Origin of the sequence: Rhodobacter xanthinilyticus (genome assembly GCF_001856665.1) — a bacterium.
In the GTDB taxonomy this organism is placed as follows: Bacteria; Pseudomonadota; Alphaproteobacteria; order Rhodobacterales; family Rhodobacteraceae; genus Rhodobacter; species Rhodobacter xanthinilyticus.
Window position 1 is genome coordinate 31,856 of the sequence record NZ_CP017781.1, and the last position, 25,568, is coordinate 57,423.

The 25,568-nt window shown below is 66.2% G+C and carries 33 protein-coding genes; 21 read left to right on the plus strand and 12 right to left on the minus strand.

All coding sequences use genetic code 11. The features are described 5' to 3' along the window. Window positions 1-160 precede the first annotated feature (160 nt). The 11 genes from ffh (at window position 161) to LPB142_RS00190 (ending at window position 7,508) form a co-directional block, all read left to right on the plus strand. A complete protein-coding gene (gene ffh, locus LPB142_RS00140; protein WP_071165185.1) occupies window positions 161-1,672 on the plus strand; it encodes a signal recognition particle protein in 1,512 nt (503 codons plus the stop codon). Beyond that, window positions 1,669-2,211: a GNAT family N-acetyltransferase gene (locus LPB142_RS00145; RefSeq protein WP_068765599.1), complete on the plus strand. Its 543-nt coding sequence runs from the start codon at window positions 1,669-1,671 to the stop codon at window positions 2,209-2,211. Before ffh ends, LPB142_RS00145 begins: the two co-directional genes overlap by 4 nt. After that, window positions 2,208-2,747, plus strand: a complete 540-nt coding sequence (locus tag LPB142_RS00150) for a GNAT family N-acetyltransferase (protein WP_068765600.1) — start codon at window positions 2,208-2,210, stop codon at window positions 2,745-2,747. The genes LPB142_RS00145 and LPB142_RS00150 overlap by 4 nt, the downstream gene beginning before the upstream one ends. Further along, window positions 2,744-3,040, plus strand: a complete 297-nt coding sequence (locus LPB142_RS00155; RefSeq protein ID WP_068765601.1) for a chorismate mutase — start codon at window positions 2,744-2,746, stop codon at window positions 3,038-3,040. Before LPB142_RS00150 ends, LPB142_RS00155 begins: the two co-directional genes overlap by 4 nt. A 42-nt stretch (window positions 3,041-3,082) precedes the next feature. Then, a complete protein-coding gene (gene rpsP, locus LPB142_RS00160; protein WP_068765602.1) occupies window positions 3,083-3,436 on the plus strand; it encodes a 30S ribosomal protein S16 in 354 nt (117 codons plus the stop codon). A gap of 77 nt (window positions 3,437-3,513) precedes the next feature. Next, window positions 3,514-4,023: a ribosome maturation factor RimM gene (rimM, locus tag LPB142_RS00165; protein ID WP_068765603.1), complete on the plus strand. Its 510-nt coding sequence runs from the start codon at window positions 3,514-3,516 to the stop codon at window positions 4,021-4,023. Next, window positions 4,020-4,826 carry a hypothetical protein gene (locus LPB142_RS00170; RefSeq protein WP_071165186.1) on the plus strand — a complete coding sequence of 269 codons (807 nt, stop codon included), beginning with the start codon at window positions 4,020-4,022 and terminating at the stop codon, window positions 4,824-4,826. The genes rimM and LPB142_RS00170 overlap by 4 nt, the downstream gene beginning before the upstream one ends. Further along, on the plus strand, window positions 4,819-5,688 hold the full coding sequence (gene trmD, locus LPB142_RS00175) for a tRNA (guanosine(37)-N1)-methyltransferase TrmD (RefSeq protein WP_082872872.1): 870 nt from the start codon (window positions 4,819-4,821) through the stop codon (window positions 5,686-5,688). Before LPB142_RS00170 ends, trmD begins: the two co-directional genes overlap by 8 nt. Before the next feature lie 231 nt (window positions 5,689-5,919). Further along, window positions 5,920-6,291 carry a 50S ribosomal protein L19 gene (gene rplS / locus LPB142_RS00180; protein WP_068765605.1) on the plus strand — a complete coding sequence of 124 codons (372 nt, stop codon included), beginning with the start codon at window positions 5,920-5,922 and terminating at the stop codon, window positions 6,289-6,291. 11 nt (window positions 6,292-6,302) lie between these two features. Beyond that, on the plus strand, window positions 6,303-6,524 hold the full coding sequence (gene rpmE, locus LPB142_RS00185) for a 50S ribosomal protein L31 (protein ID WP_068765606.1): 222 nt from the start codon (window positions 6,303-6,305) through the stop codon (window positions 6,522-6,524). Window positions 6,525-6,698: 174 nt separating this feature from the next. Next, the gene (locus tag LPB142_RS00190; RefSeq protein ID WP_068765607.1) at window positions 6,699-7,508 is read left to right on the plus strand and encodes a division plane positioning ATPase MipZ; all 810 of its coding nucleotides are present in this window, start codon (window positions 6,699-6,701) and stop codon (window positions 7,506-7,508) included. A 6-nt stretch (window positions 7,509-7,514) separates the two neighbouring features. On the opposite strand, the gene LPB142_RS18880 is transcribed toward LPB142_RS00190, so the two are convergent. Next, window positions 7,515-7,673, minus strand: a complete 159-nt coding sequence (locus tag LPB142_RS18880) for a hypothetical protein (RefSeq protein ID WP_156506791.1) — start codon at window positions 7,671-7,673, stop codon at window positions 7,515-7,517. A 186-nt stretch (window positions 7,674-7,859) separates the two neighbouring features. Then, a complete protein-coding gene (locus LPB142_RS00195; protein WP_071165187.1) occupies window positions 7,860-9,233 on the minus strand; it encodes an aminotransferase family protein in 1,374 nt (457 codons plus the stop codon). A gap of 163 nt (window positions 9,234-9,396) precedes the next feature. Between LPB142_RS00195 and LPB142_RS00200 the strand changes: the two genes are divergently transcribed. Then, the gene (locus LPB142_RS00200; protein ID WP_071167063.1) at window positions 9,397-9,945 is read left to right on the plus strand and encodes a cupin domain-containing protein; all 549 of its coding nucleotides are present in this window, start codon (window positions 9,397-9,399) and stop codon (window positions 9,943-9,945) included. On the opposite strand, the gene LPB142_RS00205 is transcribed toward LPB142_RS00200, so the two are convergent. Both LPB142_RS00205 and LPB142_RS00210 read right to left on the minus strand, forming a co-directional pair. Further along, entirely contained in the window at window positions 9,942-10,745 is an 804-nt protein-coding gene (locus tag LPB142_RS00205; RefSeq protein WP_071165188.1) for an arsenate reductase/protein-tyrosine-phosphatase family protein, read from the minus strand. The two genes, LPB142_RS00200 and LPB142_RS00205, sit on opposite strands and share 4 nt — an antisense overlap. Window positions 10,746-10,776: 31 nt before the next feature. Beyond that, the gene (locus LPB142_RS00210; protein WP_071165189.1) at window positions 10,777-12,093 is read right to left on the minus strand and encodes a FliI/YscN family ATPase; all 1,317 of its coding nucleotides are present in this window, start codon (window positions 12,091-12,093) and stop codon (window positions 10,777-10,779) included. An 80-nt stretch (window positions 12,094-12,173) separates the two neighbouring features. Here LPB142_RS00210 and LPB142_RS00215 point away from each other — a divergent pair, with 80 nt between their 5' ends. From LPB142_RS00215 to LPB142_RS00255, 9 genes are read left to right on the plus strand one after another with little or no spacing between them, the layout of a single operon-like run. Then, complete coding sequence (locus LPB142_RS00215; protein WP_071165190.1) at window positions 12,174-12,560, plus strand: FlgB family protein; 387 nt, start codon at window positions 12,174-12,176, stop codon at window positions 12,558-12,560. 2 nt (window positions 12,561-12,562) lie between these two features. Beyond that, window positions 12,563-12,955, plus strand: coding sequence for a flagellar basal body rod protein FlgC (flgC, locus tag LPB142_RS00220; protein ID WP_071165191.1), 393 nt, complete (start codon window positions 12,563-12,565; stop codon window positions 12,953-12,955). A 16-nt stretch (window positions 12,956-12,971) separates the two neighbouring features. Beyond that, the gene (gene fliE / locus LPB142_RS00225; RefSeq protein WP_068765614.1) at window positions 12,972-13,265 is read left to right on the plus strand and encodes a flagellar hook-basal body complex protein FliE; all 294 of its coding nucleotides are present in this window, start codon (window positions 12,972-12,974) and stop codon (window positions 13,263-13,265) included. Between the two features lie 3 nt (window positions 13,266-13,268). After that, a complete protein-coding gene (locus LPB142_RS00230) occupies window positions 13,269-13,535 on the plus strand; it encodes a flagellar biosynthetic protein FliQ (RefSeq protein ID WP_068765615.1) in 267 nt (88 codons plus the stop codon). A 3-nt stretch (window positions 13,536-13,538) separates the two neighbouring features. Beyond that, the gene (locus LPB142_RS00235; RefSeq protein ID WP_071165192.1) at window positions 13,539-14,255 is read left to right on the plus strand and encodes a flagellar hook-basal body complex protein; all 717 of its coding nucleotides are present in this window, start codon (window positions 13,539-13,541) and stop codon (window positions 14,253-14,255) included. A gap of 12 nt (window positions 14,256-14,267) precedes the next feature. Further along, window positions 14,268-15,053: a flagellar basal-body rod protein FlgG gene (gene flgG, locus LPB142_RS00240; RefSeq protein ID WP_068765617.1), complete on the plus strand. Its 786-nt coding sequence runs from the start codon at window positions 14,268-14,270 to the stop codon at window positions 15,051-15,053. Continuing rightward, on the plus strand, window positions 15,053-15,472 hold the full coding sequence (gene flgA, locus LPB142_RS00245) for a flagellar basal body P-ring formation chaperone FlgA (RefSeq protein WP_068765618.1): 420 nt from the start codon (window positions 15,053-15,055) through the stop codon (window positions 15,470-15,472). The genes flgG and flgA overlap by 1 nt, the downstream gene beginning before the upstream one ends. 17 nt (window positions 15,473-15,489) lie before the next feature. Next, a complete protein-coding gene (gene flgH, locus LPB142_RS00250) occupies window positions 15,490-16,218 on the plus strand; it encodes a flagellar basal body L-ring protein FlgH (RefSeq protein ID WP_071167064.1) in 729 nt (242 codons plus the stop codon). 5 nt (window positions 16,219-16,223) lie between these two features. After that, the gene (locus LPB142_RS00255) at window positions 16,224-16,724 is read left to right on the plus strand and encodes a flagellar basal body-associated FliL family protein (RefSeq protein ID WP_068765619.1); all 501 of its coding nucleotides are present in this window, start codon (window positions 16,224-16,226) and stop codon (window positions 16,722-16,724) included. A 3-nt stretch (window positions 16,725-16,727) separates the two neighbouring features. Here the strand turns inward: LPB142_RS00255 and LPB142_RS00260 are convergent, their stop codons facing one another. The 8 genes from LPB142_RS00260 to LPB142_RS00295 all read right to left on the minus strand — a co-directional run bounded on the left by LPB142_RS00260 (window position 16,728) and on the right by LPB142_RS00295 (window position 25,552). Further along, window positions 16,728-17,099, minus strand: a complete 372-nt coding sequence (locus tag LPB142_RS00260) for a hypothetical protein (protein ID WP_068765620.1) — start codon at window positions 17,097-17,099, stop codon at window positions 16,728-16,730. Beyond that, window positions 17,096-18,181, minus strand: coding sequence for an EscU/YscU/HrcU family type III secretion system export apparatus switch protein (locus LPB142_RS00265; protein WP_068765621.1), 1,086 nt, complete (start codon window positions 18,179-18,181; stop codon window positions 17,096-17,098). Before LPB142_RS00265 ends, LPB142_RS00260 begins: the two co-directional genes overlap by 4 nt. Then, window positions 18,178-18,951: a flagellar biosynthetic protein FliR gene (locus tag LPB142_RS00270; protein WP_068765622.1), complete on the minus strand. Its 774-nt coding sequence runs from the start codon at window positions 18,949-18,951 to the stop codon at window positions 18,178-18,180. The genes LPB142_RS00265 and LPB142_RS00270 overlap by 4 nt, the downstream gene beginning before the upstream one ends. After that, on the minus strand, window positions 18,948-21,035 hold the full coding sequence (gene flhA / locus LPB142_RS00275) for a flagellar biosynthesis protein FlhA (protein ID WP_071165193.1): 2,088 nt from the start codon (window positions 21,033-21,035) through the stop codon (window positions 18,948-18,950). Before flhA ends, LPB142_RS00270 begins: the two co-directional genes overlap by 4 nt. Then, window positions 21,035-21,808 (minus strand): transglycosylase SLT domain-containing protein, encoded by a 774-nt coding sequence (locus tag LPB142_RS00280; RefSeq protein ID WP_071165194.1) that lies wholly within the window; start codon window positions 21,806-21,808, stop codon window positions 21,035-21,037. Before LPB142_RS00280 ends, flhA begins: the two co-directional genes overlap by 1 nt. 78 nt (window positions 21,809-21,886) lie before the next feature. After that, window positions 21,887-22,684, minus strand: coding sequence for a 3'(2'),5'-bisphosphate nucleotidase CysQ (locus tag LPB142_RS00285; RefSeq protein ID WP_071165195.1), 798 nt, complete (start codon window positions 22,682-22,684; stop codon window positions 21,887-21,889). Continuing rightward, complete coding sequence (locus tag LPB142_RS00290; protein ID WP_071165196.1) at window positions 22,671-24,020, minus strand: TldD/PmbA family protein; 1,350 nt, start codon at window positions 24,018-24,020, stop codon at window positions 22,671-22,673. Before LPB142_RS00290 ends, LPB142_RS00285 begins: the two co-directional genes overlap by 14 nt. A gap of 59 nt (window positions 24,021-24,079) precedes the next feature. Next, on the minus strand, window positions 24,080-25,552 hold the full coding sequence (locus tag LPB142_RS00295; RefSeq protein WP_156894285.1) for a DUF2125 domain-containing protein: 1,473 nt from the start codon (window positions 25,550-25,552) through the stop codon (window positions 24,080-24,082). Window positions 25,553-25,568: the final 16 nt, after the last annotated feature.

Genomic DNA, 25,568 nt, shown 5'->3' on the forward strand with positions numbered 1-25,568 from the left:
TTGACTCCACGCGCCATTTTGCATAAGCAACCCGAGATTCCCCGGAGGCAGTCCCCTCCGGTCCCTGCATGACGCGGGGATCGCCACCAGTCAGCGCGTTGCGCCCACTGGTGCGCTTGTCGTTTGTCCGGTCGGTTTCGGCCCACCTGAGGAGGTGCACATGTTCGAAAGTCTCTCCGAACGCCTTGGCGGCGTCTTTGAGCGCCTGACGAAACAGGGCGCCCTGTCGGCCGATGACGTGCGCACCGCGCTGCGCGAAGTGCGCGTTGCGCTGCTCGAGGCCGACGTCTCGCTCCCGGTTGCGCGCGATTTCATCAAGAAGGTCGAGGCCAAGGCCACCGGCGCCTCGGTCACCAAATCGATCACCCCCGGCCAGCAGGTCGTGAAAATCGTCCATGACGAGCTCGTCGCGATGCTCTCGGGCGAAGGCGAGGCCGATGCGCTGAAAATCGACAACCCGCCCGCGCCGATCCTGATGGTCGGCCTGCAGGGCTCGGGCAAAACCACCACGACCGCGAAACTCGCCCGCCGCCTCAAGGAGCGCAACGGCAAGCGCGTGCTCATGGCCTCGCTCGACATCTATCGCCCGGCCGCGATGGAACAGCTCGCCATCCTCGGCACCCAGGTCGGCGTCGACACGCTGCCGATCGTGAAGGGAGAAACCGCCGTCCAGATCGCCAAACGCGCCAAGCAACAGGCGACGCTCGGCGGCTATGACGTCTACATGCTCGACACCGCGGGCCGGCTCCACATCGACGAAGTCCTGATGGACGAGGTCCAGGCCGTGCGCGACGCGGTCACCCCGCGCGAGACGCTGCTCGTCGTCGACGGCCTCACCGGCCAGGTCGCGGTCGAGGTCGCGCAGGAATTCGAGGACAAGGTCGGCATCTCCGGCGTCGTCCTGACCCGGATGGATGGCGACGGCCGCGGCGGCGCGGCGCTCTCGATGCGCGCCACCACCGGCAAGCCGATCCGCTTCGTCGGCCTCGGCGAGAAGATGGACGCGCTCGAAACCTTCGAGGCGAGCCGGATCGCGGGCCGCATCCTCGGCATGGGCGATATCGTCGCCCTCGTTGAAAAGGCGCAAGAAACGCTCGAGGCCGAACAGGCCGAGCGGATGGCGAAACGCTTCGCCAAGGGCCTGTTCAACATGAACGACATGAAGGGCCAGCTCGAGCAGATGCTCAAGATGGGCGGCATGCAGGGCGTCATGTCGATGATGCCGGGCATGGGCAAGATGGCCAAGGCCGCCGAGGCCGCGGGCTTCGACGACACCTCGGTGCGCCGTCAGATCGCGCTGATCAACTCGATGACCAAGAAAGAGCGCGCCAACCCTGATCTCCTGCAGGCCAGCCGCAAGAAACGGATCGCGGCGGGCGCGGGTCTCGACGTGGCCGAGCTCAACCGCCTGCTGAAAATGCACCGCCAAATGGCTGATACGATGAAGAAAATCGGCAAGATGGGCAAAGGCGGCATGCTCAAACAGGCGGTGAAGATGATGGGCGGCAAGGGCGGTATGCCCGATCTCGCCAACATGGACCCCGCGCAGGTCGAAGAGGCCGCCAAGGCGCTCGGCTCGAAAATGCCGGGCGGCATGGGCGGTCTGCCGGGGCTTGGCGGGCTTGGTCTGCCGGGCGGGCTCTCGGGTCTGGGGCTCGGCAAGAAGAAATGACCGACGGGGTGTTCCATATCCCGGTGATCGAGACCGAACGTCTCGTGCTCCGCGCCCCGCGCGAGAGCGATTTCAAGACGTTCGCGGACTTCTACGGCTCGGAGCGCGCCCGCTTTGTCGGCGGCCCGACGACGCCCGAGCTCGCCTGGCGGATCCTCGCGATGGAGACCGGGCATTGGCTCCTGCGCGGCTATGGCCGCTGGATCGTCGAGGAAAAGGCGACCGGCCTCACCGCGGGCATGGTCGGTCTGTTCAACCCCGAGGGCTGGCCCGAGATCGAGCTCGGCTGGGATCTCTTCAACGGCTTCGAGGGCCGCGGTTTCGCCACCGAGGCGGGGCGCGCGGTGCGGGCCCATGCCTATGAGGCGATGGGCCTGCCGACGCTGATCAGCGTGATCAAACCGGGCAATACCGCCTCGATGGCGGTGGCCGAGCGGCTCGGCGCGATCCGCGAGGGCGTCTTCCAGCATGAGCGGCAGGGCCCGATGCAGGTCTGGCGCCACCCCGCGCCCGCCGCGCTGAAAGCGGGGGCGGCATGACCGTCGCGCTGTCGCCCACCCCGGTTCTCGAGACCGACCGCCTCGTCCTGCGCGCCCCCGCGGCGCGCGACTGGGCGCATTGGCGCGACTTTTTCCTCTCCGCGCGCGGGCAATGGATCCGCCCCGAGGGCACGCCGACCGAGGAGGCCGCCTGGCGCGGCTGGGCCGGCGTGATCGGCCATTGGGTGCTGCGCGGCTGGGGGCCCTTCGTCATCACGACGCAGCAAAGCGACCGCGGGCTCGGCCTCGTCGGCCCCTGGGCGCCGATCAACTGGCCGGAATTCGAGATCGCCTGGTCGATCTGGGCGCCGGAACACGAGGGTCGCGGGATCATGGCCGAGGCCGCGCGGCTCGCGCGCGACCACGCCTTCCGCATCCTCGGCTGGCAGACCGCGGTGAGCTACATCGACCCGGAGAACACCCGCTCGGTCGCGCTCGCCCGCCGGCTTGGCGCGACCCCCGACGCCGCCGCGCCCTTCCCGGGTACGCCGCCGATCACCGTCTACCGACACCCCAAACCGGAGGATCTCGCATGACCGACGCCGTTTCCCGCGCCGCCGCTCTGCTCAAGGAACATCGCGCCTCGATCGACCGGCTCGATGCGATCCTCGTCTATACGCTCGCCGAGCGCTTCAAGCACACCCAATCCGTGGGGCGCCTGAAGGCCGAGCACGACCTTCCGCCGTCTGACCCCGCCCGCGAGGCGCAGCAGATCGAGCGGCTTGAACGGCTGGCGAAAGAGGCCGACCTCGACCCCGAATTCGCCCGCAAATTCCTCAACTTCGTGATCTCGGAAGTCATCCGGCACCACGAAAAATTCCAGAAATGACGGGCGTTTAGCCCGCAAACAGCCATCCAAAGGAGAAACACCATGGCTATGAAAATCCGTCTCGCCCGTGGCGGCTCGAAAAAACGCCCGCACTACGCGATCGTCGCGACCGATTCGCGCATGCCGCGCGACGGCCGCTTCCTCGAGAAGCTGGGCACCTACAACCCGCTGCTCGCGAAAGACTCGGAAGAGCGCGTCAAGATGAACATGGAGCGCGTGCAATACTGGCTCGGCCAGGGCGCCCAGCCGACCGACCGCGTTGCGCGCTTCCTCGAAGCCGCTGGCGTTCTCGCGAAAACCGAGCGCAAGAACATGAAGAAAGCCGAGCCGGGCGCCAAGGCGAAGAAACGCGCCGAGGAAAAAGCCGCCAAGGCTGCCGCCGGCGCTGAAGAATAATCTGGTCAACTCTCTGAGTTTGGCTAGAAATATGGGCCGGGCAGCAATGTCCGGCCCGTGTCATAAAAGGAGGCCCCATGCCGAAACCCGATCGTATCTGCGTCGGCGCGATTGCCGGCTCGTTCGGCGTGAAGGGCGAGTTGCGGCTCAAGAGCTTTTGCACCATGCCCGAGGATATCGCCGCCTACGGCCCGCTCTACAGCGAGGACGGCGCGCGCAGCTTCACCGTGCGGCTGACCCGCGCGGTGACCGGGGGCTTGGGCGCGCGGCTGAGCGGCGTCGCGACCAAGGAAGAGGCCGATGCGCTCAAGGGCGTCACCCTCTGGGCCGATCGCGACCGGCTGCCCTCGCTCCCCGATGACGAGTTCTACCACAGCGATCTGATCGGGCTCGAGGTCTTCGACACCGGCGGCGCGGCGCTCGGCAAGGTGCGCGCGGTGCAGAATTTCGGCGCGGGCGACATCCTCGAGATCTATGCGCCGGGACGCCGCACGACGCTGATGCTGCCCTTCACGCGCACGGTGGTCCCCACCGTCGATCTGAAGGCCGGGCGCATCGTCGCCGACCCGCCCGAGGAGGCCGAATGACCCGGATTGTGGTGCATGCGGGCTTTCACAAGACCGGCACCTCCAGTCTGCAAGACTATCTGCGCCACCATCGCGCGGAGCTACGCGAACGCGCCGCGATCTATCTGAAGGAAGATTTCCCCGAGGTCGGCTACGCGACGCGCGCTTTCGGGTTTCGGCCCTCGCTCTGGCGGCGTTGGCGGTTTCGGCGCGCGCTGCGGGCCTTTCTCGCGGGCCTCCCTGACGACGATCAGATTTTCCTGTCTTGGGAGGGCTTTAGCGGGATCATGCCAGGGCATCGACGGCCGCTGACGGGCCTCGTTTCGGGCTATGATCGCGCCGCGATCCCGCTTGCGAAGATCACCCGCGATGAGCTGCGCCGCCGCTTTGGCCCGCAAGCTCAGATCGTGTTTCTCTACACTTTGCGGCGGCGGGAAAGCTGGTTGCGCTCGGTCTGGGGGCATGTCGTGCGCTCGATTCAGATCAGGCATGATATGTCCGAATTTCTGGAAATGATGAAAGATACGCCGTCGCTGGAGGAGGAAGCCGCCCTCCTCGCCCGCGCGCTTGCGCCGACCCCGGTCGAGACCGCCTGGCTCGAGGATCTCACCCCCCTGCCCCAAGGGCCCGCGGCGGCGGCGCTGCGGCTGATCGGGCTGAGCGAGGCGGAGATCGCCGCGCTGCCGCCCGCGCGGCGCACGAATATCGGCAACCCGCCTGCGCTTTCGGAGGCTTTTCTTGCGCTCAACCGCGAAATCTCCGACAAGGCCGAGCTGAAACGGCGCAAGGACGCGCTTTTGCATTCGCGGACCCCGTATGAGTGATGACGCCCCCAAACTCCCGCTCAAGTCGCATGGCCGGCTGAGCATCTCCGCCTCGCTGAAACCGCGCGAGCTCGGCGCCGAGCAACGCCTGAAGGGCGCGTGGACGGCGAAGATCGTGACGCTTTTCGCCGATGCCTTCCCCGGTACGCTGGGCCTGAGCCTGACCGGCAAGGCGCTCGACATGGGGCTCTGGGCGCTCGAGACGATCGAGCTGCGGCCCTTCGGGATCGGCAAGCACCGCAACGTCGATGACACGCCCGCGGGCGGCGGCGCGGGGATGGTGCTGCGCGCCGATGTCGTGGGCCCGGCGCTCGACCAGGCCGCGATCGGCACGCCGGTGGACCGCGCGCGCTGGCCCGTCGTCTACATGTCGCCCCGCGGCGAGCGCTTCACACAAGCCATGGCGCGCCGCTTTGCCGAGGCCGAGGGGATGACGATCCTCTGCGGGCGTTTCGAGGGCGTCGATCAGCGGGTGCTCGACCATTACGGCATCGAGGAGGTCTCGATCGGCGATTTCGTCCTGACCGGCGGCGAGATCGCGGCGCAGGTGGTGCTCGACGCGACGGTGCGGCTGATCCCGAAGGTGCTCGGCAACGCCGTCTCGACCGAGGAGGAGAGCCACTCCTCGGGCCTTCTGGAATACCCCCAATACACCCGCCCGGCGGAATGGGAGGGCCGCGAGATCCCGGCCGTTCTGAACTCCGGCCACCATGGCGAGATCGCGAAATGGCGCCGCGCCGAGGCCGAGGCCCTGACCCGCGAACGCCGCCCCGACATGTGGGAGGCCTATGCCGCCACCCTGCCGCCGGAAAAGCCAAAACGCCAACGCAGAAAGGCCGCGGAGCCCCCGCAAGAGGCTTGACCGGCGCCCCGCGCGCGCATATACGGCGCGGGTTCGGGGCAGAATCTGCCAGCCGGACCGTGATGCCTTTTGCCGATGCGCCGGTTCTTCCACGGGGCAAGGCCTGAGGCCAGGACGAAAAACGAAGCCTTATCTCTGGCGGGCGGGCAAGCCCCGGACCCGAGGGAAGACCGAGAGCTCTGAGGCGCTCAGACCATCGCGGACCTACCGCGAGCAACGAAAGGACATGCGATGAACCTGATCGCGCAACTCGAGGCGGAACAAATCGCCGCCCTCGGCAAGAACATCCCGGATTTCAAGGCCGGCGACACCATCCGCGTCGGTTACAAAGTGACCGAAGGCACCCGTTCGCGCGTGCAGATGTATGAAGGCGTCTGCATCGCCCGCAAAGGCGGCTCGACCCTCGCGGCGTCGTTCACCGTGCGCAAGATCTCCTTCGGCGAAGGCGTCGAGCGCGTCTTCCCGCTCTACTCGACCAACATCGACTCGATCGAAGTCGTGCGTCGTGGCCGTGTGCGTCGCGCCAAGCTCTACTACCTGCGCTCGCGTCGCGGCAAATCGGCCCGTATCGCCGAAGACAGCAACTACAAAGCCAAGGCCTGAGGAGCGGACCGATGAAAGCCGACATCCACCCGAAGTATCACTTCATCAACATCAAGATGACCGACGGGTCCGAATATCAGACCCGCTCGACCTGGGGCAAAGAAGGCGACACCATGTCGCTCGACATCGACCCGACCTCGCACCCCGCCTGGACCGGCGGCTCGGCCAAGCTGATGGACACCGGCGGCCGCGTGTCGAAGTTCAAGAACAAATACGCGGGCCTCGGCTTCTGATCCGACCGCGACTGTTTGCGAAGGGCGCCCCCGCGGGCGCCCTTTTGCTATGTGGCGCGGCTGGCACGGCGGCGCGACTTGTGCGCCCCCTTGCGCGGAGCCGCTTTCCTCGGTAGCTCCGGCCACCTATAGTGTCGCAACGCGCGCGAGGCGCGAGATGACGGGGTGAGAGACGTGGCGCATATCATCGTGACCGGCAACGAAAAGGGCGGCTCGGGCAAGTCGACGACCTGCATGCATGTCGCCACCGCCCTCGCGCGGATGGGCCACAAGGTCGGCGCGCTCGATCTCGACCTGCGCCAGCGCAGCTTCGGCCGCTATATCGAGAACCGCCGCGCCTTCGCCGAACGCGAGGGGCTGAACCTGCCCACCCCCGATTACCGCCTGCTGCCCGAGGTCGACCCGGCGACGCTCCCCGAGGGCGAGAACCCCTATGACCATCGCCTCTCGAGCGCGGTGGCCGAGCTCGAACCGATCTGCGATTTCATCGTGATCGACTGCCCCGGCTCGCATACCCGCCTCAGCCAGGTCGCCCATTCGCTCGCCGATACGCTGATCACGCCGCTCAACGACAGCTTCATCGATTTCGACCTGCTGGCGCGCACCGATGCCGAGACCGGCAAGGTCGTCGGCCCCTCGATCTATTCGGAAATGGTCTGGTCGGCGCGGCAATTGCGCGCCCGCGCGGGCCTCAAGCCGATCGACTGGATCGTGCTGCGCAACCGCCTCGGCGCGCAGCAGATGCACAACAAACGCAAGGTCGGCGAGGCGCTCGAACAGCTCTCGAAGCGGATCGGCTTCCGCGTGGCGCCGGGCTTTTCGGAGCGCGTGATCTTCCGCGAGCTCTTCCCCCGCGGGCTGACGCTGCTCGACCTGCGCGACGTGGGCGTCGAGAACCTCAACATCTCCAACGTCGCCGCCCGGCAGGAGCTGCGCGATCTGATGAAAGAGCTGCGTCTGCCCGGGGTCGAGGTGAATTTCTGAGCCGCCTCAGGCCGCTTTCGAAACGAATTTGAACGGCGAAACGCGTTTGCGCGAGGCCAGACGCGCCTGGCGCGTCGTCAGCGCCGCAAAGCGCGCCTCGAGCAGCGCATCGCGGCCGCCGTCAAACAGGCCAATCCGGGCGAAGATCGCGTAAACGTGGGCCATGGCTTCCTCCGAGGCTTTGGTTTCTTGTCTTCAACCTTCGTAAGGAATTGCGCCGCAAATGCGGCCAGCGCGGGAAATTCCCTTGGCAATCGGGCGCCGAGGCCGCGTTTTCCCTCGCATTTTCGGAGAATTCCGCAAAGCAAAACGGCGGCCCCGAAGAGCCGCCGTCGCCGAATGTCCCGGATCTCAGCCGAAAACCGCCGTCAGCGCGCCGTCGATCGCATGGGTGATCTGGTCGATATCATCGGCCGTCGCGATCAGCGCCGGGCTCAGGCAGAGCGTGTTGTTGAACCCCGGCAGCGAGCGGTTGGTCACCCCGATGATCACGCCGCGCTTGCTCGCCTCGGCCACGACCTGCTGGCAGAGCTTCTCGGCAACCGGCTCCTTGGTCTTGCGGTCGGTCACGAGCTCGGCGCCCTGGAACAGGCCCTTGCCGCGCACATCGCCGATCACCGCGTGTTTTTCCTGCAGCGCCAAGAGGTTGCCCATCAGCCGCTCGCCCATCGCGAGGGTATTTTCGAGCAGGTTCTCGTCCTCGATGATCCGCATGTTCTCGAGCGCCGCCGCCGGGCCCGAGGTGCAGCCGCCGAAGGTCGAGATATCGCGGAAATGGCTCATCGGGTCGGCCGCGTCATCCTTGAACATCTCGAAGACGCGCTCGGTGGTGGTGGTGCAGGAAATCGCCGCATAGCCCGAGGCGACGCCCTTCGCCATGGTCACGAAATCGGGCTCGATGCCGTAGTTCTGATAGCCAAACCAGGTGCCGGTGCGCCCCAGCCCGCACACGACCTCGTCGATATGCAGCAAGATATCATATTTGCGGCAGATCTCCTGCACGCGCGCCCAATAGCCCTCGGGGGGCGTGATGACGCCGCCGCCCGCGGTGATCGGCTCGAGGCAGAGCAGGCCGATGGTCTCGGGCCCCTCGCGCAGGATCACCTCCTCGATCGCATCCGCCGCGCGCTCGCCGTAGTTCTCGACATCCCATTGCTTGCGATATTCGAGGCAATGCGGCACCTGCACGAAGCCGCCGGGGAAGGGCCCATACATCGCCGCGCGCTCGGGCTGGCCGCAGGCCGCCAGAACCCCGATCGTGGTGCCGTGATAATCGCGCTCGCGGAACAGGATCTTGTTCTTCTTGCCGCCGTAATGCCGCGCCGAGATCTGGCGCACCATCTTGAAGACCTTCTCGTTCGCCTCCGAGCCGGAGTTGGAATAATAGACGCGGCTCTGCCCCGGCATCTTCGAGATCAGCTTCTCGGCGAAGAGCGCGCCGGGGATCGAGCCCGCCGCACCGGCGAAATAGTTCATCTTGATCAGCTGATCGCGCACGGCGTTCGCGATGCTCTCGCGGCCGTAGCCGACGTTCACCGTCCAGACGCCGCCCGAAACCGCGTCGATCATCTCGGCGCCGGTCGCATCCCAGACCCGGATCCCCTTGCCCTCGATGATCACCCGCGGGTCGACGGTCTCGAGCGCCTTGTGCTGGAAGAGGTGGTGCCAGACATGGGCCTTGTCGGCCTCGATCACATGGCGCAGATCGTTGGTGGAAAGGTTCATCGGAAGCGTCCTGAAGGGGCCGGCGCGCGGCGGTTCAAGCCTCCACCTCGCCACGGTTCTGCCCCCGGCGCAATTCTGTTTCTTGCTGCCGTCAAGGGCTTGATTTTTATGGATCTGCAAACACAAGATTAGCAGATATTGAACAGAACAAATGGGCATGGTCATGGATGTGAACATCGGCGGCAGGCTGCGCGCGCTGCGCGAGGCGCGCAACCTGTCGCAACGCGCGCTGGCAAAACGCGTCGGCGTGCCGAATTCGACGATCTCGCTGATCGAATCGAACACGATCAACCCCTCGGTCGGCGCGCTCAAGCGCATCCTCGACGGGCTGCCGATCGGGCTGGCGGAGTTCTTCGCCTTTGAGCCGGATGCGCCGCGGCGGTTCTTCTTCGCCGCCGAAGAGCTCGTCGAGATCGGCAAGGGCCCGATCTCCTACCGTCAGGTCGGCGAGCCGCGGGCGGGCCGCGCGTTGCAGATGTTGCGCGAGATCTACCAGCCCGGCGCCGATACCGGCCGCGTGCCGCTCACCCATCAGGGCGAAGAGGCCGGGATCATCCTCTCGGGCCGGCTCGAGGTCACCGTCGACGGCCAGCGCAAGGTGCTCGGCCCGGGCGATGCCTATGCCTTCGAGAGCGACCGCCCGCACCGGTTCCGCGCGGTCGGGCCCGAGCCCTGCCACGTCGTCAGCGCCTGCACCCCGCCGACCTTCTAAGCGCCGATCTCGTCGAGCGCCTGTTGCAGCGCGCCGCGCCCGAACGTGCCGACGGGCAGCGCGGCGAGCTTGGCGATCCGCCCCTCGATCTGTTCGAACGCGGCCTCAAAGACCCCGCGCCGCTCGGCCCCCGTGCCCTCGGCGCGCGCCGGGTCGGCCAAGCCCCAATGGCTGCGCACCGGCCCGCCGGGCCAAGGCCCGCGCAGCGCCGTCGCGGCCGCATCGCTCAGCGTGATCACGATGTCGATCTGCACCGCGGCCCGGTCGACAAATTCCGCCAGCCCCCGCGGCACGAGCCGCCCGGCCTCGACCCCATGGGCGCGCAAAACGTCGAGCGCATGGGGGCTCGGCGCCTCGGCCGGCGCCACGCCCGCCGAATAGGCGTGGAAGCGATCCGCACCGCGCGCGCGCAACAAAGCCTCGGCCATCAGGGATCGCGCCGCATTTCCCTGCCCGATGAATAGCAGCCCGAGCCGCCGCGCCTGCGGAAACTGTGCCGCGGGCGGCACCAGATCGACCCGCCCCGCGCAGCTCGTCTCGAGAAACTCCCCCACCATCGCGCGCAAAGGCCCCAGCGCCGCGCGATAGAGAAGCGTCGTGCTCTCGCGCCGCTGGGTGATCAACCCGGCCTGCATCAGCGCGGCGAGATAGGCCGAAACCGTGCTCGGCCGGGTGTCGAGCGCCTGCGCGATCTCGCCCGCACGCACCGATTGCGGGTAGCGGCGCATCAACAGGCGGAACACCTCGAGCCGGCCGGGGTGGCTGAGGGCGGAGAGCGGGGCGGTGATATCTGTTTCCATATTTCACAGATATCAGAAATAGCCGATTCGTTCAAAGTCGAAGGATCTCCGCCAAGCGGGTGAAGCTCGCGCCGGTATCGACCTCTTCCTCGCGCGCGATGAATTGGTCGAGATCGGGGTAAACCGCGATCGCCTTGTCGATCTGCGCGTCGGAGCCATGGGCATAAAGCCCCGCCTGGATCATCATTTCGGCGTTGGCATAGGCGCCCAGAAGCCGCCGCGCTGCACCGATCAGCCGGTTTTCCTCCGCCGTCGCCGCATCGGGGAGCGAACGCGACACCGAGCGCAAGAGATCAATCGCCGGGAACCGCCCGCGCTCGGCAATCGCGCGATCCAGCACGACGTGGCCGTCGAGCACGCCGCGCAGGATATCGGCGACCGGCTCATCCATATCCGAGCCCGCGACGAGAACCGAGAAGATCGCGGTGATATCCCCCGCCCCCTCGAGGCCCGGCCCGGCGCGCTCGGCCAGCGACATGATCGAATGCGAGGTCGAGGGCGGAAAGCCCCGCAGGCTCGGCGGCTCGCCCGCCGCGAGCGCAACCTCGCGATGCGCCTCGGCAAAGCGCGTCACCGAATCGGCGAGGAAGAGCACATGCTTGCCCTGATCGCGGAAATGCTCGGCCACCGTCATCGCCGCCCAGGCACAGCGCCGCCGCACGAGCGGCGATTGATCCGAGGTCGCCGCCACGATCACCGAGCGCGCCATCCCCTCGGGGCCGAGCACCTTCTCGACAAACTCGCGCAGCTCGCGCCCGCGTTCGCCCACCAGCGCGATCACCACCACATCGGCCGACACCCCGCGCGCGAGCTTGGCCAGCAGCGAGGATTTGCCCACGCCGGAGCCCGCGAAAAGCCCGATCCGCTGCCCGCGCACGAGAGGAAGCAGCGTGTTGAACACCGAAAGCCCGGTCTCGACCCGCTCGCCCAGCCGCCGCCTTTGCGCCGCGGCGGGCGGGCTCGCGCGCAGCGACCGCTCCACCGCTCCGCGCATCAGGGGCCGGCCATCGAGCGGCTGCCCGAAAGCATCGACGATCCGCCCGACCCAGGAATCATCCGGCGCGATCCCGGTCTGGCCCAGAAGCTCGACCTGATCGCCCATCGCGATCCCGTCGATCGCGCCATCGGCCAGAAGCGTGACCGCCCCGCGCCGCAAGGTGAGCACCTCGGCGCCGATCTCGCGCCCGGATTGACAGCGGATCACCGCCCTGTCGCCCAGCGCCGCGCGGCTGGAAAGGCCGGAGACATCGATCGTCCCCCGGTTCACCTCGAACACGCGGCCCACCGGCCGGATGGCGCCAATATCTGAAATCTCCGCGCGGAGCAGGTCGAATCCTTCGAATGCCATTCTGGCCTCCTGAGCTGTCGAAACCTTTTCTAAACGATTCTCTCTTAAGCCTTAGTTGATAGCTCGGAGGAGAAACCCCGATGTTCGAGAAACTCGAGATCATGCAAATGGCTCAGGCTATGGCGAGCAATGCGAGCCTGCGCCAGACCGCGGTGACGCAGAACATCGCCAACGCCGATACGCCCGGCTATGTCGCCCGCGATGTCGCGACCTTCGCCGATACCTATGAGAGCGACGATGCCGCCGGCCTGCGCAAGACGCGGTCGGGCCACATCGGCGCGGATACCACTTACAGCGCAGAAATCCGGGCGCGCGCCGATCAAAGCGCGATGTCGCCCAACGGCAACGCCGTATCCCTCGAGGAGGAGATGGTCTCGAGCGTGAATGCCAAGCGGCAGCACGACCTCGCGCTCACCATCTACAAGACCTCGATGGGCATCCTGCGCACCAGCCTCGGGCGGACCTGACCATGTCGGATTTTTCCAGCACCCTTTCCCTCGCCGCCTCCGGGATGAAGGCCCAGTCGCTCCGACTGCGCCATGTCTCGGAGAATATCGCCAACGCAGATACCCCCGGCTACCATCGAAAAACCGCTTCTTTTGAAGAGGTTATCGAAGGCGGGCAGAAGACCGGCAAAGTCACGCTGGGCAAGGTGGACCTCGACCAGAAGGAGCTCACCCGGATCTATGACCCGGGTCACCCTCTGGCCGATGACAACGGCTACTATGACGGCTCGAATGTCGATCTGGTGGTTGAAATCGCTGACGCGCGCGAAGCGCAGCGCAGCTACGAGGCGAATCTTCGGATGTTCGACCAGACGCGGCAAATGTCGTCGGATCTGCTCGATATCCTTCGCCGCTGATTAGAGGAGATCCAGAATGGATGTGAGAACCTCTTTTGCCACGCAAGGCTATGCTCAGGCCCGCAACGCCGCGGCCCCGCGCCCGGAGGCTTCGGGCTCTGAGCAAAGCGCGTTTTCCAAAGCCGCGTCGAGCTTTGCCGACACCCTGCGCAACGGCGAGGAAACCGCGAAATCCGCGATGGTGGGCGATGCCGACCCGCATTCGCTCGTGCAGGCGCTCGCGCAGACCGAGCTCGCGGTCGAAACCGCGGTGACACTGCGCAACAAGGTCGTCGAGGCCTACCAGGAAATCCTCAGGATGCCGGTGTAAGCCATGCAGGAAACGGTTTTTTTCGACACCATGCGTCAAGGCCTCTGGATCGCGGTGATCATCTCGACCCCGATGCTCGCCGTCGCGCTGATCGCCGGCGTGGCGATCGGCCTCTTCCAGGCGCTCACCTCGGTGCAGGAAATGACGCTCACCTTCGTGCCCAAGGTCGGCGCGATGCTGGTCGTTTTCTGGGTCTCGATGTCCTTCATGTCGGACACGCTGGTGGATTTCTTCACCACCCGAATCATCCCGATGATCGCGGGGGGCTGAGCCATGGATAATGCGATCTACGCCACCCTCGCGCGCCAATCGGGCCTGATGCAAGAGATGCAGACCGTCGCGAACAACATCGCGAACGTCTCGACCACGGGCTTTCGCCGCGAGGGCGTGATCTTCTCCGAACATGTCGCCAATCTCGAGGGGCAGCAAGAATCGCTCTCGATGGCCTTCGCCCATGGCCGCAATATCAACACCGCCCAGGGCCCCCTCGCCGCCACCGGCGGCACCTTCGATTTCGCGATCGAAGGTGAGGGTTACTTCATGATCGAAACGCCGCAGGGCAATCAGCTCACCCGCGCGGGCTCCTTCACGCCAAGCCCCGAAGGCGAGCTCGTGACCCCCGACGGCTACCGCCTCCTCGACAACGGCGGCGGCCCGATCTTCGTGCCGCCCGATGCGAAAACCATCTCGCTCGCGCAAGATGGCACCCTCTCGGCCGACGGCAACCTGCTCTCCCAGGTCGGCGTCTATTTGCCCAGCGACCCGAACGGCCTCGTCCACACCGGCGGCACCCGTTTCAGCATCGAGGCCGGCGCCGAACCCGCCGAGGGCGCAACCCTCCTGCAGGGCTATGTGGAAGAATCAAACGTCAACCCCGTCTCGGAAATCACCCGCATGATCGAGGTCCAGCGCGCCTATGAAATGGGCCAGACCTTCCTCGACCGTGAAGACGAACGCATCCGCAGCGTCATCTCGACGCTCAGCCGATAAGGAGGCCTGACCATGCGCGCCCTGCAAATCGCCGCCACCGGGATGAGCGCCCAACAAATGCGGGTCGAAGTCATCTCGAACAACCTCGCGAACATGTCGACGACGGGCTACAACGCCCGCCGCGCCGAATTCGCCGACCTGCATTATCAACAGCTGACCCGCCCCGGCACGATCACCGCCAACGACGGCACCGTGGTCCCCGCCGGCGTGCAACTCGGCCTCGGCGTGCGCCCCTCGGCGGTCACCGTGAACCTCTCGCAAGGCTCGCTCTCCTCGACCGGCGGCGATCTCGATGTCGCGATCGACGGCTTTGGCTACCTCGAGGTCACCATGCCCTCCGGCGTCTCCGCCTACACCCGCGATGGCGCCCTCAAACGCTCCCCCGATGGGCAGATCGTCACCTCCGACGGCTACCCCGTCGTCCCCGGCATCACCATCCCCGATGACACGCGCAGCCTCGCGATCAATGCCGCCGGCGAGGTCTACGCCTATTTCACCAATCAGGTGGATCCGCAGCTCCTCGGCCAGCTCACGCTCGCGGGCTTCACCAACGAAAAGGGCCTCGAAGCCATCGGCTCGAACCTCTTTCTCGAGACCCCCGCCTCCGGCGCCGCGCAGGTTTCAAACCCCGGCGAGAACGGGCTTGGCACGTTGCGCCAAGGCTATCTCGAGGAAAGCTCGGTCGATCCGGTGCGGGAAATCACCGAGCTCATCAAGGCCCAGCGCGGCTACGAGCTGAACGCCAAGGTGATCACCGCCGCCGACCAGATGCTTGGCGCAACGACACAGGTGCGGTGATGCTGAAACCCCTTGTTTTGCTGGCCCTGGCCCTCGGAGCCCTGCCCGCCGCGGCCGAGTCGGTCATCGCCACGGCAACGATCCGCGCCCATACGTTGATCACCCCCGAGCATGTCACGTTGAGCAACGAGACGGTGATCGGCGCCCTGACCCATCCCGAGGAAGCCATCGGCCTCGAAACCCGCGTGGCGCTCTACGCCGGCCGCCCGGTGCGCGCCGAGGATCTCGGCCCGCCAACCCTCGTCGAGCGCAATCAACTGATCCCGCTCGCCTACCGAAAACGCGGCCTGAATATCCAGACCGAAGGCCGCGCGCTGGAGCGCGGCGGCGCGGGCGACGTGATCCGCGTCATGAATGCCGCCTCGAAAACCATCGTCTACGCCAGAATAGCAGCGGATGGCACCGCGTTTGTTGAATGAACATGAAAGCCGAAACCATGCGTCCCCTCCTGATTCTTCTCCTGTCGACCTCGCTCGTGGCCTGCCAGCGCCTTGAAGATGTTGGCAAAGCCCCCGATTTCACCCCGGTGGAAACCGGCAATGAGTTTTTCGCGATGAACACCGTGCCGATGCCGGAGACCACGGTCGGCGCCGCCGCCCCCGCCGAGCAAGCCTCGCTCTGGTCGGGCACGCGCGGCTCACTGCTGGGCGACCGGCGCGCGGCGCAGCGCGGCGACATCATGACCGTAGTGATCGAGATCGACGACAAAGCCGAAATCTCGAACTCGACCGGCCGGAGCCGCGCGGGATCCGATTCGATGGGCATCCCCTCGATGCTCGGCATTCCGCAGCGCATCGACGAGAATTTGCCTACCGGCGCGAGCATGGCCGACGCCTATTCGACGAATTCGAGCTCCTCCTACAAAGGCAACGGCAGCGTCAGCCGCAAGGAAAAGCTCACGCTGCGCGTCGCCGCGACCGTGCTCGACCGCCTGCCCAACGGGATCTTGCGCATCCAGGGCAGCCAGGAGGTTCGCGTGAATTACGAAGTGCGCGAGCTGATCGTGACCGGCTTCGTCCGGCCCGAAGATGTCAGCCGTCAAAACGAAATCACCTATGACAAGATCGCCGGCGCGCGGATCTCCTACGGCGGACGCGGACAAATCACCGATGTGCAACAGCCGCGGATCGGGCAGCAGATCGCCGACGTGCTCTTGCCGTTCTGAGGCGCATGATGGGCAAGATCATTCCAATTCTTCTGGCCGTCATCGGCCTCGCGCTCGGCGGAGGTGCGGGATATTTCCTGCGCCCGCCCCCCGAGGAAAAGCTCGCCGAAAACCCCTGCGGAGAGGTGCCCCCTGCGCCGACGGAGAGCCATGGCGAGGAGGTGCCTCCCGGGGAGCCGACCGTCGAATATGTTAAGCTTAATAACCAGTTCGTCGTGCCGATCGTCGAGTCCGGCTCGGTCACCGCGCTCATCATTCTCTCGCTGAACCTCGAGGTCACGATCGGCTCGACCGAAAAGGTCTATGCCGTCGAGCCAAAACTGCGCGATCTGTTCTTGCAGGTTCTGTTTGATCACGCGAATGCCGGTGGTTTCCGCGGCACCTTCACCGAGACCAGCAACATGGATGACCTGCGCGTCGCGCTGCTCGAGGCCGCGCGGCAATCTCTGGGTGAGTCGGTCAAAGCCGTGCTGATCTCGGACATCGTCCGGCAGGACAACAAGTAAATCTCAACCGCGAGACTTGAGGGCTGCAATCTCATTGCGGCTCTTTTCCATGAGCTTCTTCATGACCTCGGCGCGACCGAGCGCTTTTACCGACGCCGCGCGCTGCGCTTCAAGCTGCGCCGAGAGACGCGCAGCCTCCTGCGCGAGGACCGTCTGACGCTGATCAACCCAGCGCCCGAACTGCATGGCGACAACCCCCGTTTCCGGCGCCGTCTCAGTCACGCGCCACGCGCTGCGCAGATCCTCTCGAAGCGATTCCTGCTCCATCTTGATCCCGCGTTCTTCTGCCGCGAGGGCCGCGAGCCGGGCGAGCTCGATATCCTGCTTGATCTGGGCGATTCGGCGTAGCGCCTGAAGCCGTTTCATCGAGCTCATCTTGCCCCCCGCTCTTTGGCACGGCGGCGCATCTTCTCGGCGAACCGGATGGCCGCGGCAACGGGCTTGTAGTGCTCCGGGCGGATCTCCTGACCGACCTCGACCGTGGCATACATCGCGCGCGCCGTCGGCGGGTCGGAGTGGATCGGCACGCCATTCTCCATCGCCACCTCCCGGATCCGCGCGGCAATCTCGTCCACGCCTTTGGCAAGACAGGTCGGCGCGCGACCGCTCTTGCGCTCCCACTGCAACGCAACCGCATAATGGGTCGGGTTGACCACGACGACATCGGCTTTCTTGACGTCGCTGATCATCTGATTCATCGCAATCGCGATCCCGCGCTGGCGCCGCTGCGCCTTCATATGGGGATCGCCCTCGGATTGCTTCATCTCATCCATGAGCTCCTTGCGAGTCATCCGGTTGCGGCGCTGAAATTCCGCGCGTTGCCAGAGGTAATCGACGCCGCCGATGACCACCGCGATCAGGATCAGCAGGATCAGAAAATCTTTCAGCATCTCGAGCAGCGTGACCGTCGCAATCGGCGCGCTGAGCCGTTGCGACAGCAAGATCGTGTCCATGCGATCGAGCAGGAATTTGCCCAGGATGATCCCGATGATCACGAGTTTCACGGTGCTCTTGGCAAATTCGAAAAGCCCGCTCCGCCCGAATTTCTGCCCCGCATTGCTGATCGGATCGATCCTGCTGAGCTTTGGCATCAGCTTTTCGGGCGCGAAGACCAGAGCGCGCTGCGCGAGCAACGACACCATGACCAGGATCATCGGCAGCACGAACCAAGGCGCAATCGCGAGAACGAACCCGCCGATCATCGCGCCGGTCGCGCCGCTGCCATCGGCCAAGATGAGATGCGACAGAGACTCGGCCTGATCGATCAGAACCATCGCGCGCTCGCCAAAGGCGCGAAAGCTCGCGGTGCCGAGCCCGAGGGCCGCGACCAGCACCCCAGCATAGGCCGCCGCAACCGAGATCTCCGTCGATTTGACCAGATCGCCGCGTTTTCGGGCCTCGTCGAGCTTGTGCTGTGTTGGCTCAAACTCCTTTTCGCTGTCGTCTTCCTCGCTCATGGCGCCACCTGAAACGGGTTGGCCACGAACGCATCAAACGCATCATGCCAGACGATGAGCCCCGTCGGCACCGCGAGGAACAGCAAGACGAGCCCGCCCGCCGTCAGCGCCGGCGCGCCGACAAAAGCCACCATCAGCTGTGGCATCGCTCGGTTGATCGCCCCGAGCGCGACGTTATAGACGAGCCCCGCCAGGACGAACGGCGCCGCGATCGAAAAGCTCAAACCGAAGGTTTGCGCGACCCCGGAAAGCCCCCAGGCCTTGATCAGATCGGCGTCCGGGATCGCGCCCGGCGGCAGCGCGTCGTAAGACCCGATGAATAGCGCCGCGAGCTTCACATGCAAGCCAAGCTGCACCGCCAGCGCAAGCCCCGCGATCGCCAGAAGATGCCCCACGGCCGGCTGCGGCTCGCCGGTGCTGCCCCCGAAAAGCTGCGAGAGCGAGGTCGCCTGCGCGGCGATGGCGCCCGCCGTCTGCAGCGCGATGATGAAGAGACGCAGCAAGATCCCCAGCATCAGGCCGATCATGATTTCCGCGATGAACCAGGTTGGCGGAAAACGGCCCTGAAAGGCGAAGAGATCGGGCGCGACCGCCGGCGCCACGATGAGCGTGAACGAAAAGCCGAGCACCAGTTTGACGCGGTTCGGAACCGTTTGCTCGCCAAAGGCCGGCAGCAACGCCATCGCACTCCCGATCCGCAAGAACACCGCAAACCCGATCAGCAGGGCCTGCTGTGAAATCTGCAGAAGTTCGGCGAGCGCCTCGATCATACCGGCACCACGCCCACCATCGCGGGTTTTGCGTCGAGCCCGATTTCCTCAAAGCTGAGAACCGGCGTCGACATCCCCTTGGCGGCCAGCACCGTTTTCAGGAACCGTCGACGTCGGGTCGAGGTGATCAGAGCGGGGAAGACACCGCTCTCGCTCGCCCGCGCCACCTTCTCCGCGATATTGTTGACGAGGCGATTGAATTTGTCCGGGGGCAGGGCGATATCGCCGGCGCCGCGATCATTCGGCAATTGGTAGGCGGTGAACGTATCCTCCCACTCCGGTGCCAGCTGCAGAAGCGGCAAAGTGCCATCGTCGCGGCGATAATCCGCGATCAGCTGGAACCCGAGCCGCTGGCGCACATGTTCACAGATCGCCTCGGGCGATTGCAGGTTCCGCGCCTCGGCGATCGCCTCGACGATGAGGAGAAGATTGCGGATCGAGACGCGCTCCTCGAGAAGCAGGCGCAAGACCGAAAGGAGAAGGTCGATCGGAACCTTGTCGGGGATCAACTCGTCGAGGATCCGGCGGTTGGCATCGGCGCGCACCGGGTCCGAGAGATTGCAGGTTTCCTCCAGCAGTCTGCGCAAGGCCCGCAGGCTCATCAGCCGCCCGAAGTTGCGTTTGATCACCTCGAGCAGATGGGTCGCGAGAACCTCGGTCGGGGTCACGACGGTCGAGCCCGAGAGCGCCGCCTCCTCTTGCTCGGCCGCCGGGATCCAACGGGCCGGAGCGCCATAAACGGGCTCGCGCACATCTTCGCCGGGGGGCAGAAACTCGCGGTTGTCGGCGATCAGCGCAAGCACCCCCTCGGGGCGCAGGTGGTCCTTCGCCTGTTCGACGCCCTGGATGCGGATCCGATAGACACCATGCCCGAGCGAGCCGTCATCGGTCAGCCGGATCTCGGGCAGGATCAGCCCATAGGAGGCCGCGACATGGTTGCGCATATTCGCGATCCGAGCATCGAGCCCGGTCGCAGGATCGAGCGCCATGGCAACCAGATCCGGCGCGAATTCGACATGAATATCATCGACATCAAGCACATCGCCGAGCGACTTCTTTTTCGCGGGCTCGCTGGGCAGAGGCATCTTCATCGCTTCGCGGCGCTGGCGCTTGAGATCGGCCTGTTTGAGCAGATAGCCCGCGCCGCCGAGCACCATCGCCCCGATCATGAAGGGCACAAAAGGCAGACCCGGCACGAGCGCAAAGAGCGCCATGAGCACGGCCACCGTGATCAGCGCCGGCGGGTATTTGCCAAGCTGTTGGAAGAGATCGTGATCGGCCGAGCCCTTCGCACCGCCGCGCGAGAGCAAGATCGCGGAGGCGATCGAAATGATCACCGCCGGGATCTGGCTGACGAGACCATCGCCAACGGTCAGGATCGCATAGGTCTCGAGCGCGCGGCCGACGGGCATGCCATGGACCATCGTGCCGATGATCAGCCCCATCACGAGGTTCAGCATCGTGATCATCAGGCCGGCAACCGCGTCGCCCTTGACGAATTTCGACGCGCCATCGAGCGAGCCGAAGAAGGTCGTCTCCGCCTGTTCGCGCTCGCGCCGGGCGCGGGCCTCGGCGTGATCGATGGCGCCGGCGTTCATGTCGGCGTCGATGGCGAGCTGTTTGCCGGGCATCGCATCGAGGGCGAAACGCGCGCCGACCTCGGCCATCCGGCCGGCGCCCTTGGTGATCACGATGAAGTTCACGATCAGGATCACGCCAAAGACCACAAGGCCGATCAGCACCGACCCGCCCATGATGAAATTGGCAAAGCCCTGGATCACATCGCCCGCGGCGCCGGTGCCGGTATGGCCCTGGCCGATGATCAGCTTCGTCGAAGAGACGTTGAGCGAGAGCCGCAGCATCAGCGAGGCGAGCAGCACCGTCGGGAAGGCGGAGAAATCCAGCGGGCGCTCGATGAACAGGGTCACGGTGAAGATCAGGATCGCGATCGCGAAGGAGGTCGCGAGGCCGACATCGAGCACCCAGGACGGCACCGGCAGGATCATCATCACGATGACCGCCATCAGCGCGAGCGCGAGCAGGATCGTCGGCTGGAATACGTCGCGCATACTCAGGCGCAGCATCAGTTGACCTCGACCTTCTGCAGCGCGGAGGCAAAGAGGCTCGCGCCCGACGCGCCCCCGAGCGGCGGCGCCTGCGCGCCTTCGGCCCGTTGCAGGAGCGGGTAGGTATTGACCCGCGGCGGCGCAACCTCGACCGCGCCATTGGCGACCGCAACGATATCGGGGATCTCGGGAATATCGCCATAGCCGCCCTGCGCCTGGGCAAGCATCGGCGTGTTGCCATCCTCCCCGGCATAGCGCTGGCGCAACTCGGCAAAGCGGGCCGAATATTTATCGGCGTTTTCCTTCGTGCGCGAGTGATAGGCCCCCGCCGCCGCGTTCCAGTTGCCCATCTCCTGATAGAGCTCGCCCAGGAACTTCGCCGCATAAAGCGCGTTCGAGAGCGGATCGAACATCTCGTCGATCGAGGAAAACGCCTCGTTGTGCCATTTGTAATTGATCTGGAAGCAGCCGACATCGAAGCTGCGCGCGCCGCGCTTGAACTCCTTGAAGACATAGGCGCGGGCCTCGTCGAGCGTGTCGAACCAATGCCCCTCGCCCTCCATGTTCACCGTCCAGGGCCAGGGCACGAAACGCCCCTCGAGCTTGCGCCCGGTTTCGGTCAGCGAGATCGCCTTGAGCACGGAAACCGGCACGCCGGTGCGGCGCGAGGCTTCCGTCGCGACCTGTTCGCAGGTTTGGGAGAGGCCGATGTTGGTCGCAAATGCGATCTGCGGCAGGGCGAACCCGCACAGAGCCATGACAAACAAAATGAGTCGCCAAAGGATCGACATGGGATTCGCCCCGTAAACGCAATTCTTGCTGCGCTCAGGCTAGGGCGAGAGTCTTTAGAAAAGGTAACCGCCGGCCGGTCAGAGCGGCCAGGGCCGCAGATGGGCGAGGAAATCGGCGTGCAGCGCGGGCGGCGCCACGATCAGCCCGTTGTTTTGCGCATGCGCCCCGTTGAAGCCGAGCGCCCGGCCGGCCCGGTCGGTCGCGAGAGCCCCGGCCCGCTCCGCGATCAGGCTGGCGGCGGCGATGTCCCATTCCCAGCAGGGCCGCAACGAGATCGTGGCGTCGAACTTCCCCTCAGCCACAAGACATAGACGCCAGGCAAGCGACGGGCGGAAGCTGCGCCGATAGCCCGGCTCGCCGTTGCGCCAGTTCGAGGCGGCATCCGAGAGCTTCGAGGTGAGCACCGAGGCCCCCTCGACGCGGGTCGCGGCGCTCGGGGCAATCGGCGCGCCGTTGAGCAGCGCGGGCCCCGCCGCATGGGCCGCATAGGTCAGCCCGAGGGCTGGCAGATGCACCACCCCTGCGACCACACGCCCCGCCTCGACCACCGCGAGCGCATGGGCAAACCCGCCCTCATCGGCCAGAAACGCCCGCGTGCCGTCGATCGGATCGACGATGAACACCCGCTCCGCACCCAGCCGCGCGGGGTTGTCCGCGCTCTCCTCGGAGAGCCAGCCATAGCCGGGCCGCGCCGCGCCAAGCTCGGCCTCGAGCATCTCGTTGACCGCGAGATCGGCCTCCGACACCGGCCCCGCGCCATCGCCCTTGTCCCAGGCCGCGGGCGCGCGCCGCCAATATTTGAGCGCAATCTCGCCCGCCGCCCGCGCCGCCTCGGTCAGAAGCGCGAGATCGGCTTCATGGTCATTCGCCTGCAAGCGTCAGCCCCTCGACCAGAAGCGAGGGCACCAGATGGCTCAGATGCGCGCGCGCGTCATTGGCCGGGATGATCCGGCGCAGGATGTCATGGAGATTGCCCGCCACCGTGCATTCATTGACCGGATAGAGGATCTCGCCGTTCTCGACCCAGAACCCCGAGGCCCCGCGCGAATAATCGCCGGTATTGGCGTTGATCGTGGCGCCGATGAAGGAGGTGATCAAAAGCCCCGTGCCCATCTCGCGCAAAAGGTCTTCGCGGCTGGCCAGCCCCGGCGTCAGCGTGACATTGCCCACCCCGGGCACCGGCGGCGAGGACGGGCCGCGCCCGGCGTTCGCGGTGCTTTGCAGGCCGAGTTTGCGCGCGGTGGCGAGATCGAGCGTCCAGCTCTTCAGCACGCCATCCTCGACGATCACCCGCCGCGAGGTCGGCAGACCCTCGGCATCGAAGGGGCGCGAACCCGAGATCCGCGGCCGATGCGGCTCCTCGATCAGCGACATCCCCGCGGGCAGAACCTGCGTCTCCATCGCGTCGCGCAGCCACGAGGCGCCGCGCGAAATCGCCGAGCCGTTGATCGCGGCGAGGAGATGCGAGATCAGGCTACCCGAGATCCGCTCGTCAAAAAGGATCGGGTAGCTGCCGGTCTTGGGGCGGCGCGGCGCGGCGCGGGAAACGGCGCGCTCGCCCGCGAGGCGGCCGATCTCGGCGGCGGCGGGCAGATCGGCCTGAAAGGTGCGGCTCTCGGCGGCCCAGTCGCGCTCCATCCCGAGCCCCTCGCCCGAGATCGCCACGGCCGAGATCGAGCGCGAGCTGCGCCCGTAGCCGCCCGAAAAGCCGTTCGTCGCGGCGAAATGCACGCGCCGGCGGGTAAACGAGGCCGAGGCCGATTGCACCTGCGCCACGCCGGCGACCGAAAGCGCGGCGGCCTCCGCCTCCAGCGCATCGCGCTCAAGCGCCTGCGACGCGGGGTCTTCGGCGAAATCCTCAAGCTCGAAAACCGAGATATCCCAAGAGGTTGCGAGATCTTCGGGCGCGGCGAGCCCGGCATAGGGATCCTCCGGCGCGAGCCGCGCCATCGCCACCGCCCGCTCGGCCATATCGCCCATCGTCCGCGCCGAGACATCGGAGGCCGAAACGCAGGCCTGCCGCCCGCCGATCAACACCCGCAGCCCGATCTCCACGCCCTCGGCCCGCTCGGCCTGCTCGAGCGCCCCCGCGCGCACATCGATCGACACCGCGCGCCCATCCACCGCGATCGCATCGGCCGCCTCCGCGCCCGCCTTGCGCGCCGCCGCCAAAAGCGCCTCGGTCAGATCGAACAAGCTGTGCTCGGACATGGAACCCCCTGAAACGAAAAGGCCGCCCGAAGGCCCGGGCGACCTGCCTTGCGGCTCTCTTACTGGATCCGCTGACCGTTGGCGAGGATTTGCCCGCCTTCCTTGAACTCGATTTTCGAGCTCATCGCATCGGCCCCGGTCGGCACCGCGTAAAGCCCGAGCATCATCTTGGCGAACATCGCCTGATCCTGCGGCAGGAAGCCCATGGTGGTGAGCTTGTCCATCAGCCCGTTGGCGCCGGTCAGGCTCAGGTCGATCGCGCCGAGCGGCACCGGCACGCCGGTGGCGTTGTCGAAGCTCAGCGCGCCTTTCCCGCCAAGCTCGGCCCCCGCGAGCGTGAGCTGCACCCGGTTGATATCGAGCGCCTCGATCTCCACCGGCGGCATCGGCTGCGCCTCAGCCGCGGCCGAGAACAGATCCATCGTCGGGCGCATCTTGCCGCTCAGATCGACGATCAGCGTCGCCGGGTCGCGCGGCAGCTGCTGGCCCGGGTCGATCATCGCCCAGACCCCCTCGGAGACCGTCAGCCCCTCGAGCGCAACCTTGCCGACAAAGGGCGAGGCCACATCGGCTTTCGCCAGCGGCATGCCGATCTCGAAGCTCGTCGCGGCGATCTCGGCCGAGACCTCGGCGGGCAGCTGCGGCGTGGCCATCTCGATGCGCGAATTCTGCGCCGCGGTCAGATAATGCATCTCGCCCGCGGTCACCTTCGCCTCGATCCGGGTCGATTCGCTCGCGCTCTTGAGCGTCACCGGCCCCTCGGCATCCTTCGCATCAAGGCTCAGATGCGCGGCGCCGGTGGTCACCACGCTGTCGACCGCCGGCGGCACCGCGGTGTTCGGATCGAATTTGTAGCCCGGCGGCAGCTCGGCCGCGGCGGTCATCTTCACATCGGCGATATCGGCATCGAGCGCGAAACTGCCACCGTTTTGCGGATCATCGCCGCTCGCGATCAGCTTGACGCCCGAGAGCTTCATATCGGAGGTGATCTTCTGCCCCGCCTCCTGCACGACCGAATAGGCGCCGCTCAGCCCGGTCGCGGCGAGCGAGATCTTGACCGGCTGCGCCGACCCCTCGCCCGCAACCTGCTCGGCCTCGACAACGATCTCGGGCGCGGTGAGCTGATAGGCGAGGTTCTCGGGCGTGCCGGAAATGATCGCCACCGCATCGGCCTGACGGATCTTGATATCCATCTCGGTCGGCGGCTCGTCGGGCGCGGTCACATTGGCCTCGGCCGTCATCTCCTGCGAGGCGCGCGCCTCGACCGTGCCGTCGCCCATCTCGCGCAGCGTGAGCTCGGGCACCATCAGCTTGAAGGTCGCGCCATCGGCCGATTGGGTCAGCGCCAGCTCCGAGATCGTCAGCGTATCGCCCGACTGGGTTTCCGACTTGCTGGTGACCGTGTAGCCCGCCGCGCGATACTGGCCGAGCCACGCCTGCCAGACCTCGCCCGCGCTCACATCGGCATGGAGCGCGCTCGTCCCGAGCAGCATGAAACAGGTTCCCAGCCCTGCGAGTTTGGTAACGGACACGGTAGCTCTCCTTGCA

Coding starts and splice junctions, on each gene's coding strand:
- LPB142_RS00215 (WP_071165190.1), top strand. CDS start 12,174: ATGTTCGAGAAACTCGAGATCATGCAAATGGCTCAGGCTATGGCGAGC.
- LPB142_RS00145 (WP_068765599.1), top strand. CDS start 1,669: ATGACCGACGGGGTGTTCCATATCCCGGTGATCGAGACCGAACGTCTC.
- LPB142_RS18880 (WP_156506791.1), bottom strand. CDS start 7,673: ATGGCCCACGTTTACGCGATCTTCGCCCGGATTGGCCTGTTTGACGGC.
- LPB142_RS00265 (WP_068765621.1), bottom strand. CDS start 18,181: ATGAGCGAGGAAGACGACAGCGAAAAGGAGTTTGAGCCAACACAGCAC.
- trmD (WP_082872872.1), top strand. CDS start 4,819: ATGAGTGATGACGCCCCCAAACTCCCGCTCAAGTCGCATGGCCGGCTG.
- LPB142_RS00210 (WP_071165189.1), bottom strand. CDS start 12,093: ATGGCATTCGAAGGATTCGACCTGCTCCGCGCGGAGATTTCAGATATT.
- LPB142_RS00150 (WP_068765600.1), top strand. CDS start 2,208: ATGACCGTCGCGCTGTCGCCCACCCCGGTTCTCGAGACCGACCGCCTC.
- LPB142_RS00290 (WP_071165196.1), bottom strand. CDS start 24,020: ATGTCCGAGCACAGCTTGTTCGATCTGACCGAGGCGCTTTTGGCGGCG.
- LPB142_RS00235 (WP_071165192.1), top strand. CDS start 13,539: ATGGATAATGCGATCTACGCCACCCTCGCGCGCCAATCGGGCCTGATG.
- flgA (WP_068765618.1), top strand. CDS start 15,053: ATGCTGAAACCCCTTGTTTTGCTGGCCCTGGCCCTCGGAGCCCTGCCC.
- LPB142_RS00195 (WP_071165187.1), bottom strand. CDS start 9,233: ATGAACCTTTCCACCAACGATCTGCGCCATGTGATCGAGGCCGACAAG.
- LPB142_RS00170 (WP_071165186.1), top strand. CDS start 4,020: ATGACCCGGATTGTGGTGCATGCGGGCTTTCACAAGACCGGCACCTCC.
- LPB142_RS00270 (WP_068765622.1), bottom strand. CDS start 18,951: ATGATCGAGGCGCTCGCCGAACTTCTGCAGATTTCACAGCAGGCCCTG.
- ffh (WP_071165185.1), top strand. CDS start 161: ATGTTCGAAAGTCTCTCCGAACGCCTTGGCGGCGTCTTTGAGCGCCTG.
- LPB142_RS00280 (WP_071165194.1), bottom strand. CDS start 21,808: ATGTCGATCCTTTGGCGACTCATTTTGTTTGTCATGGCTCTGTGCGGG.
- rplS (WP_068765605.1), top strand. CDS start 5,920: ATGAACCTGATCGCGCAACTCGAGGCGGAACAAATCGCCGCCCTCGGC.
- LPB142_RS00230 (WP_068765615.1), top strand. CDS start 13,269: ATGCAGGAAACGGTTTTTTTCGACACCATGCGTCAAGGCCTCTGGATC.
- LPB142_RS00200 (WP_071167063.1), top strand. CDS start 9,397: ATGGATGTGAACATCGGCGGCAGGCTGCGCGCGCTGCGCGAGGCGCGC.
- LPB142_RS00155 (WP_068765601.1), top strand. CDS start 2,744: ATGACCGACGCCGTTTCCCGCGCCGCCGCTCTGCTCAAGGAACATCGC.
- LPB142_RS00255 (WP_068765619.1), top strand. CDS start 16,224: ATGATGGGCAAGATCATTCCAATTCTTCTGGCCGTCATCGGCCTCGCG.
- LPB142_RS00205 (WP_071165188.1), bottom strand. CDS start 10,745: ATGGAAACAGATATCACCGCCCCGCTCTCCGCCCTCAGCCACCCCGGC.
- rpmE (WP_068765606.1), top strand. CDS start 6,303: ATGAAAGCCGACATCCACCCGAAGTATCACTTCATCAACATCAAGATG.
- fliE (WP_068765614.1), top strand. CDS start 12,972: ATGGATGTGAGAACCTCTTTTGCCACGCAAGGCTATGCTCAGGCCCGC.
- flgH (WP_071167064.1), top strand. CDS start 15,490: ATGCGTCCCCTCCTGATTCTTCTCCTGTCGACCTCGCTCGTGGCCTGC.
- flgG (WP_068765617.1), top strand. CDS start 14,268: ATGCGCGCCCTGCAAATCGCCGCCACCGGGATGAGCGCCCAACAAATG.
- flgC (WP_071165191.1), top strand. CDS start 12,563: ATGTCGGATTTTTCCAGCACCCTTTCCCTCGCCGCCTCCGGGATGAAG.
- LPB142_RS00260 (WP_068765620.1), bottom strand. CDS start 17,099: ATGAGCTCGATGAAACGGCTTCAGGCGCTACGCCGAATCGCCCAGATC.
- flhA (WP_071165193.1), bottom strand. CDS start 21,035: ATGCTGCGCCTGAGTATGCGCGACGTATTCCAGCCGACGATCCTGCTC.
- rpsP (WP_068765602.1), top strand. CDS start 3,083: ATGGCTATGAAAATCCGTCTCGCCCGTGGCGGCTCGAAAAAACGCCCG.
- rimM (WP_068765603.1), top strand. CDS start 3,514: ATGCCGAAACCCGATCGTATCTGCGTCGGCGCGATTGCCGGCTCGTTC.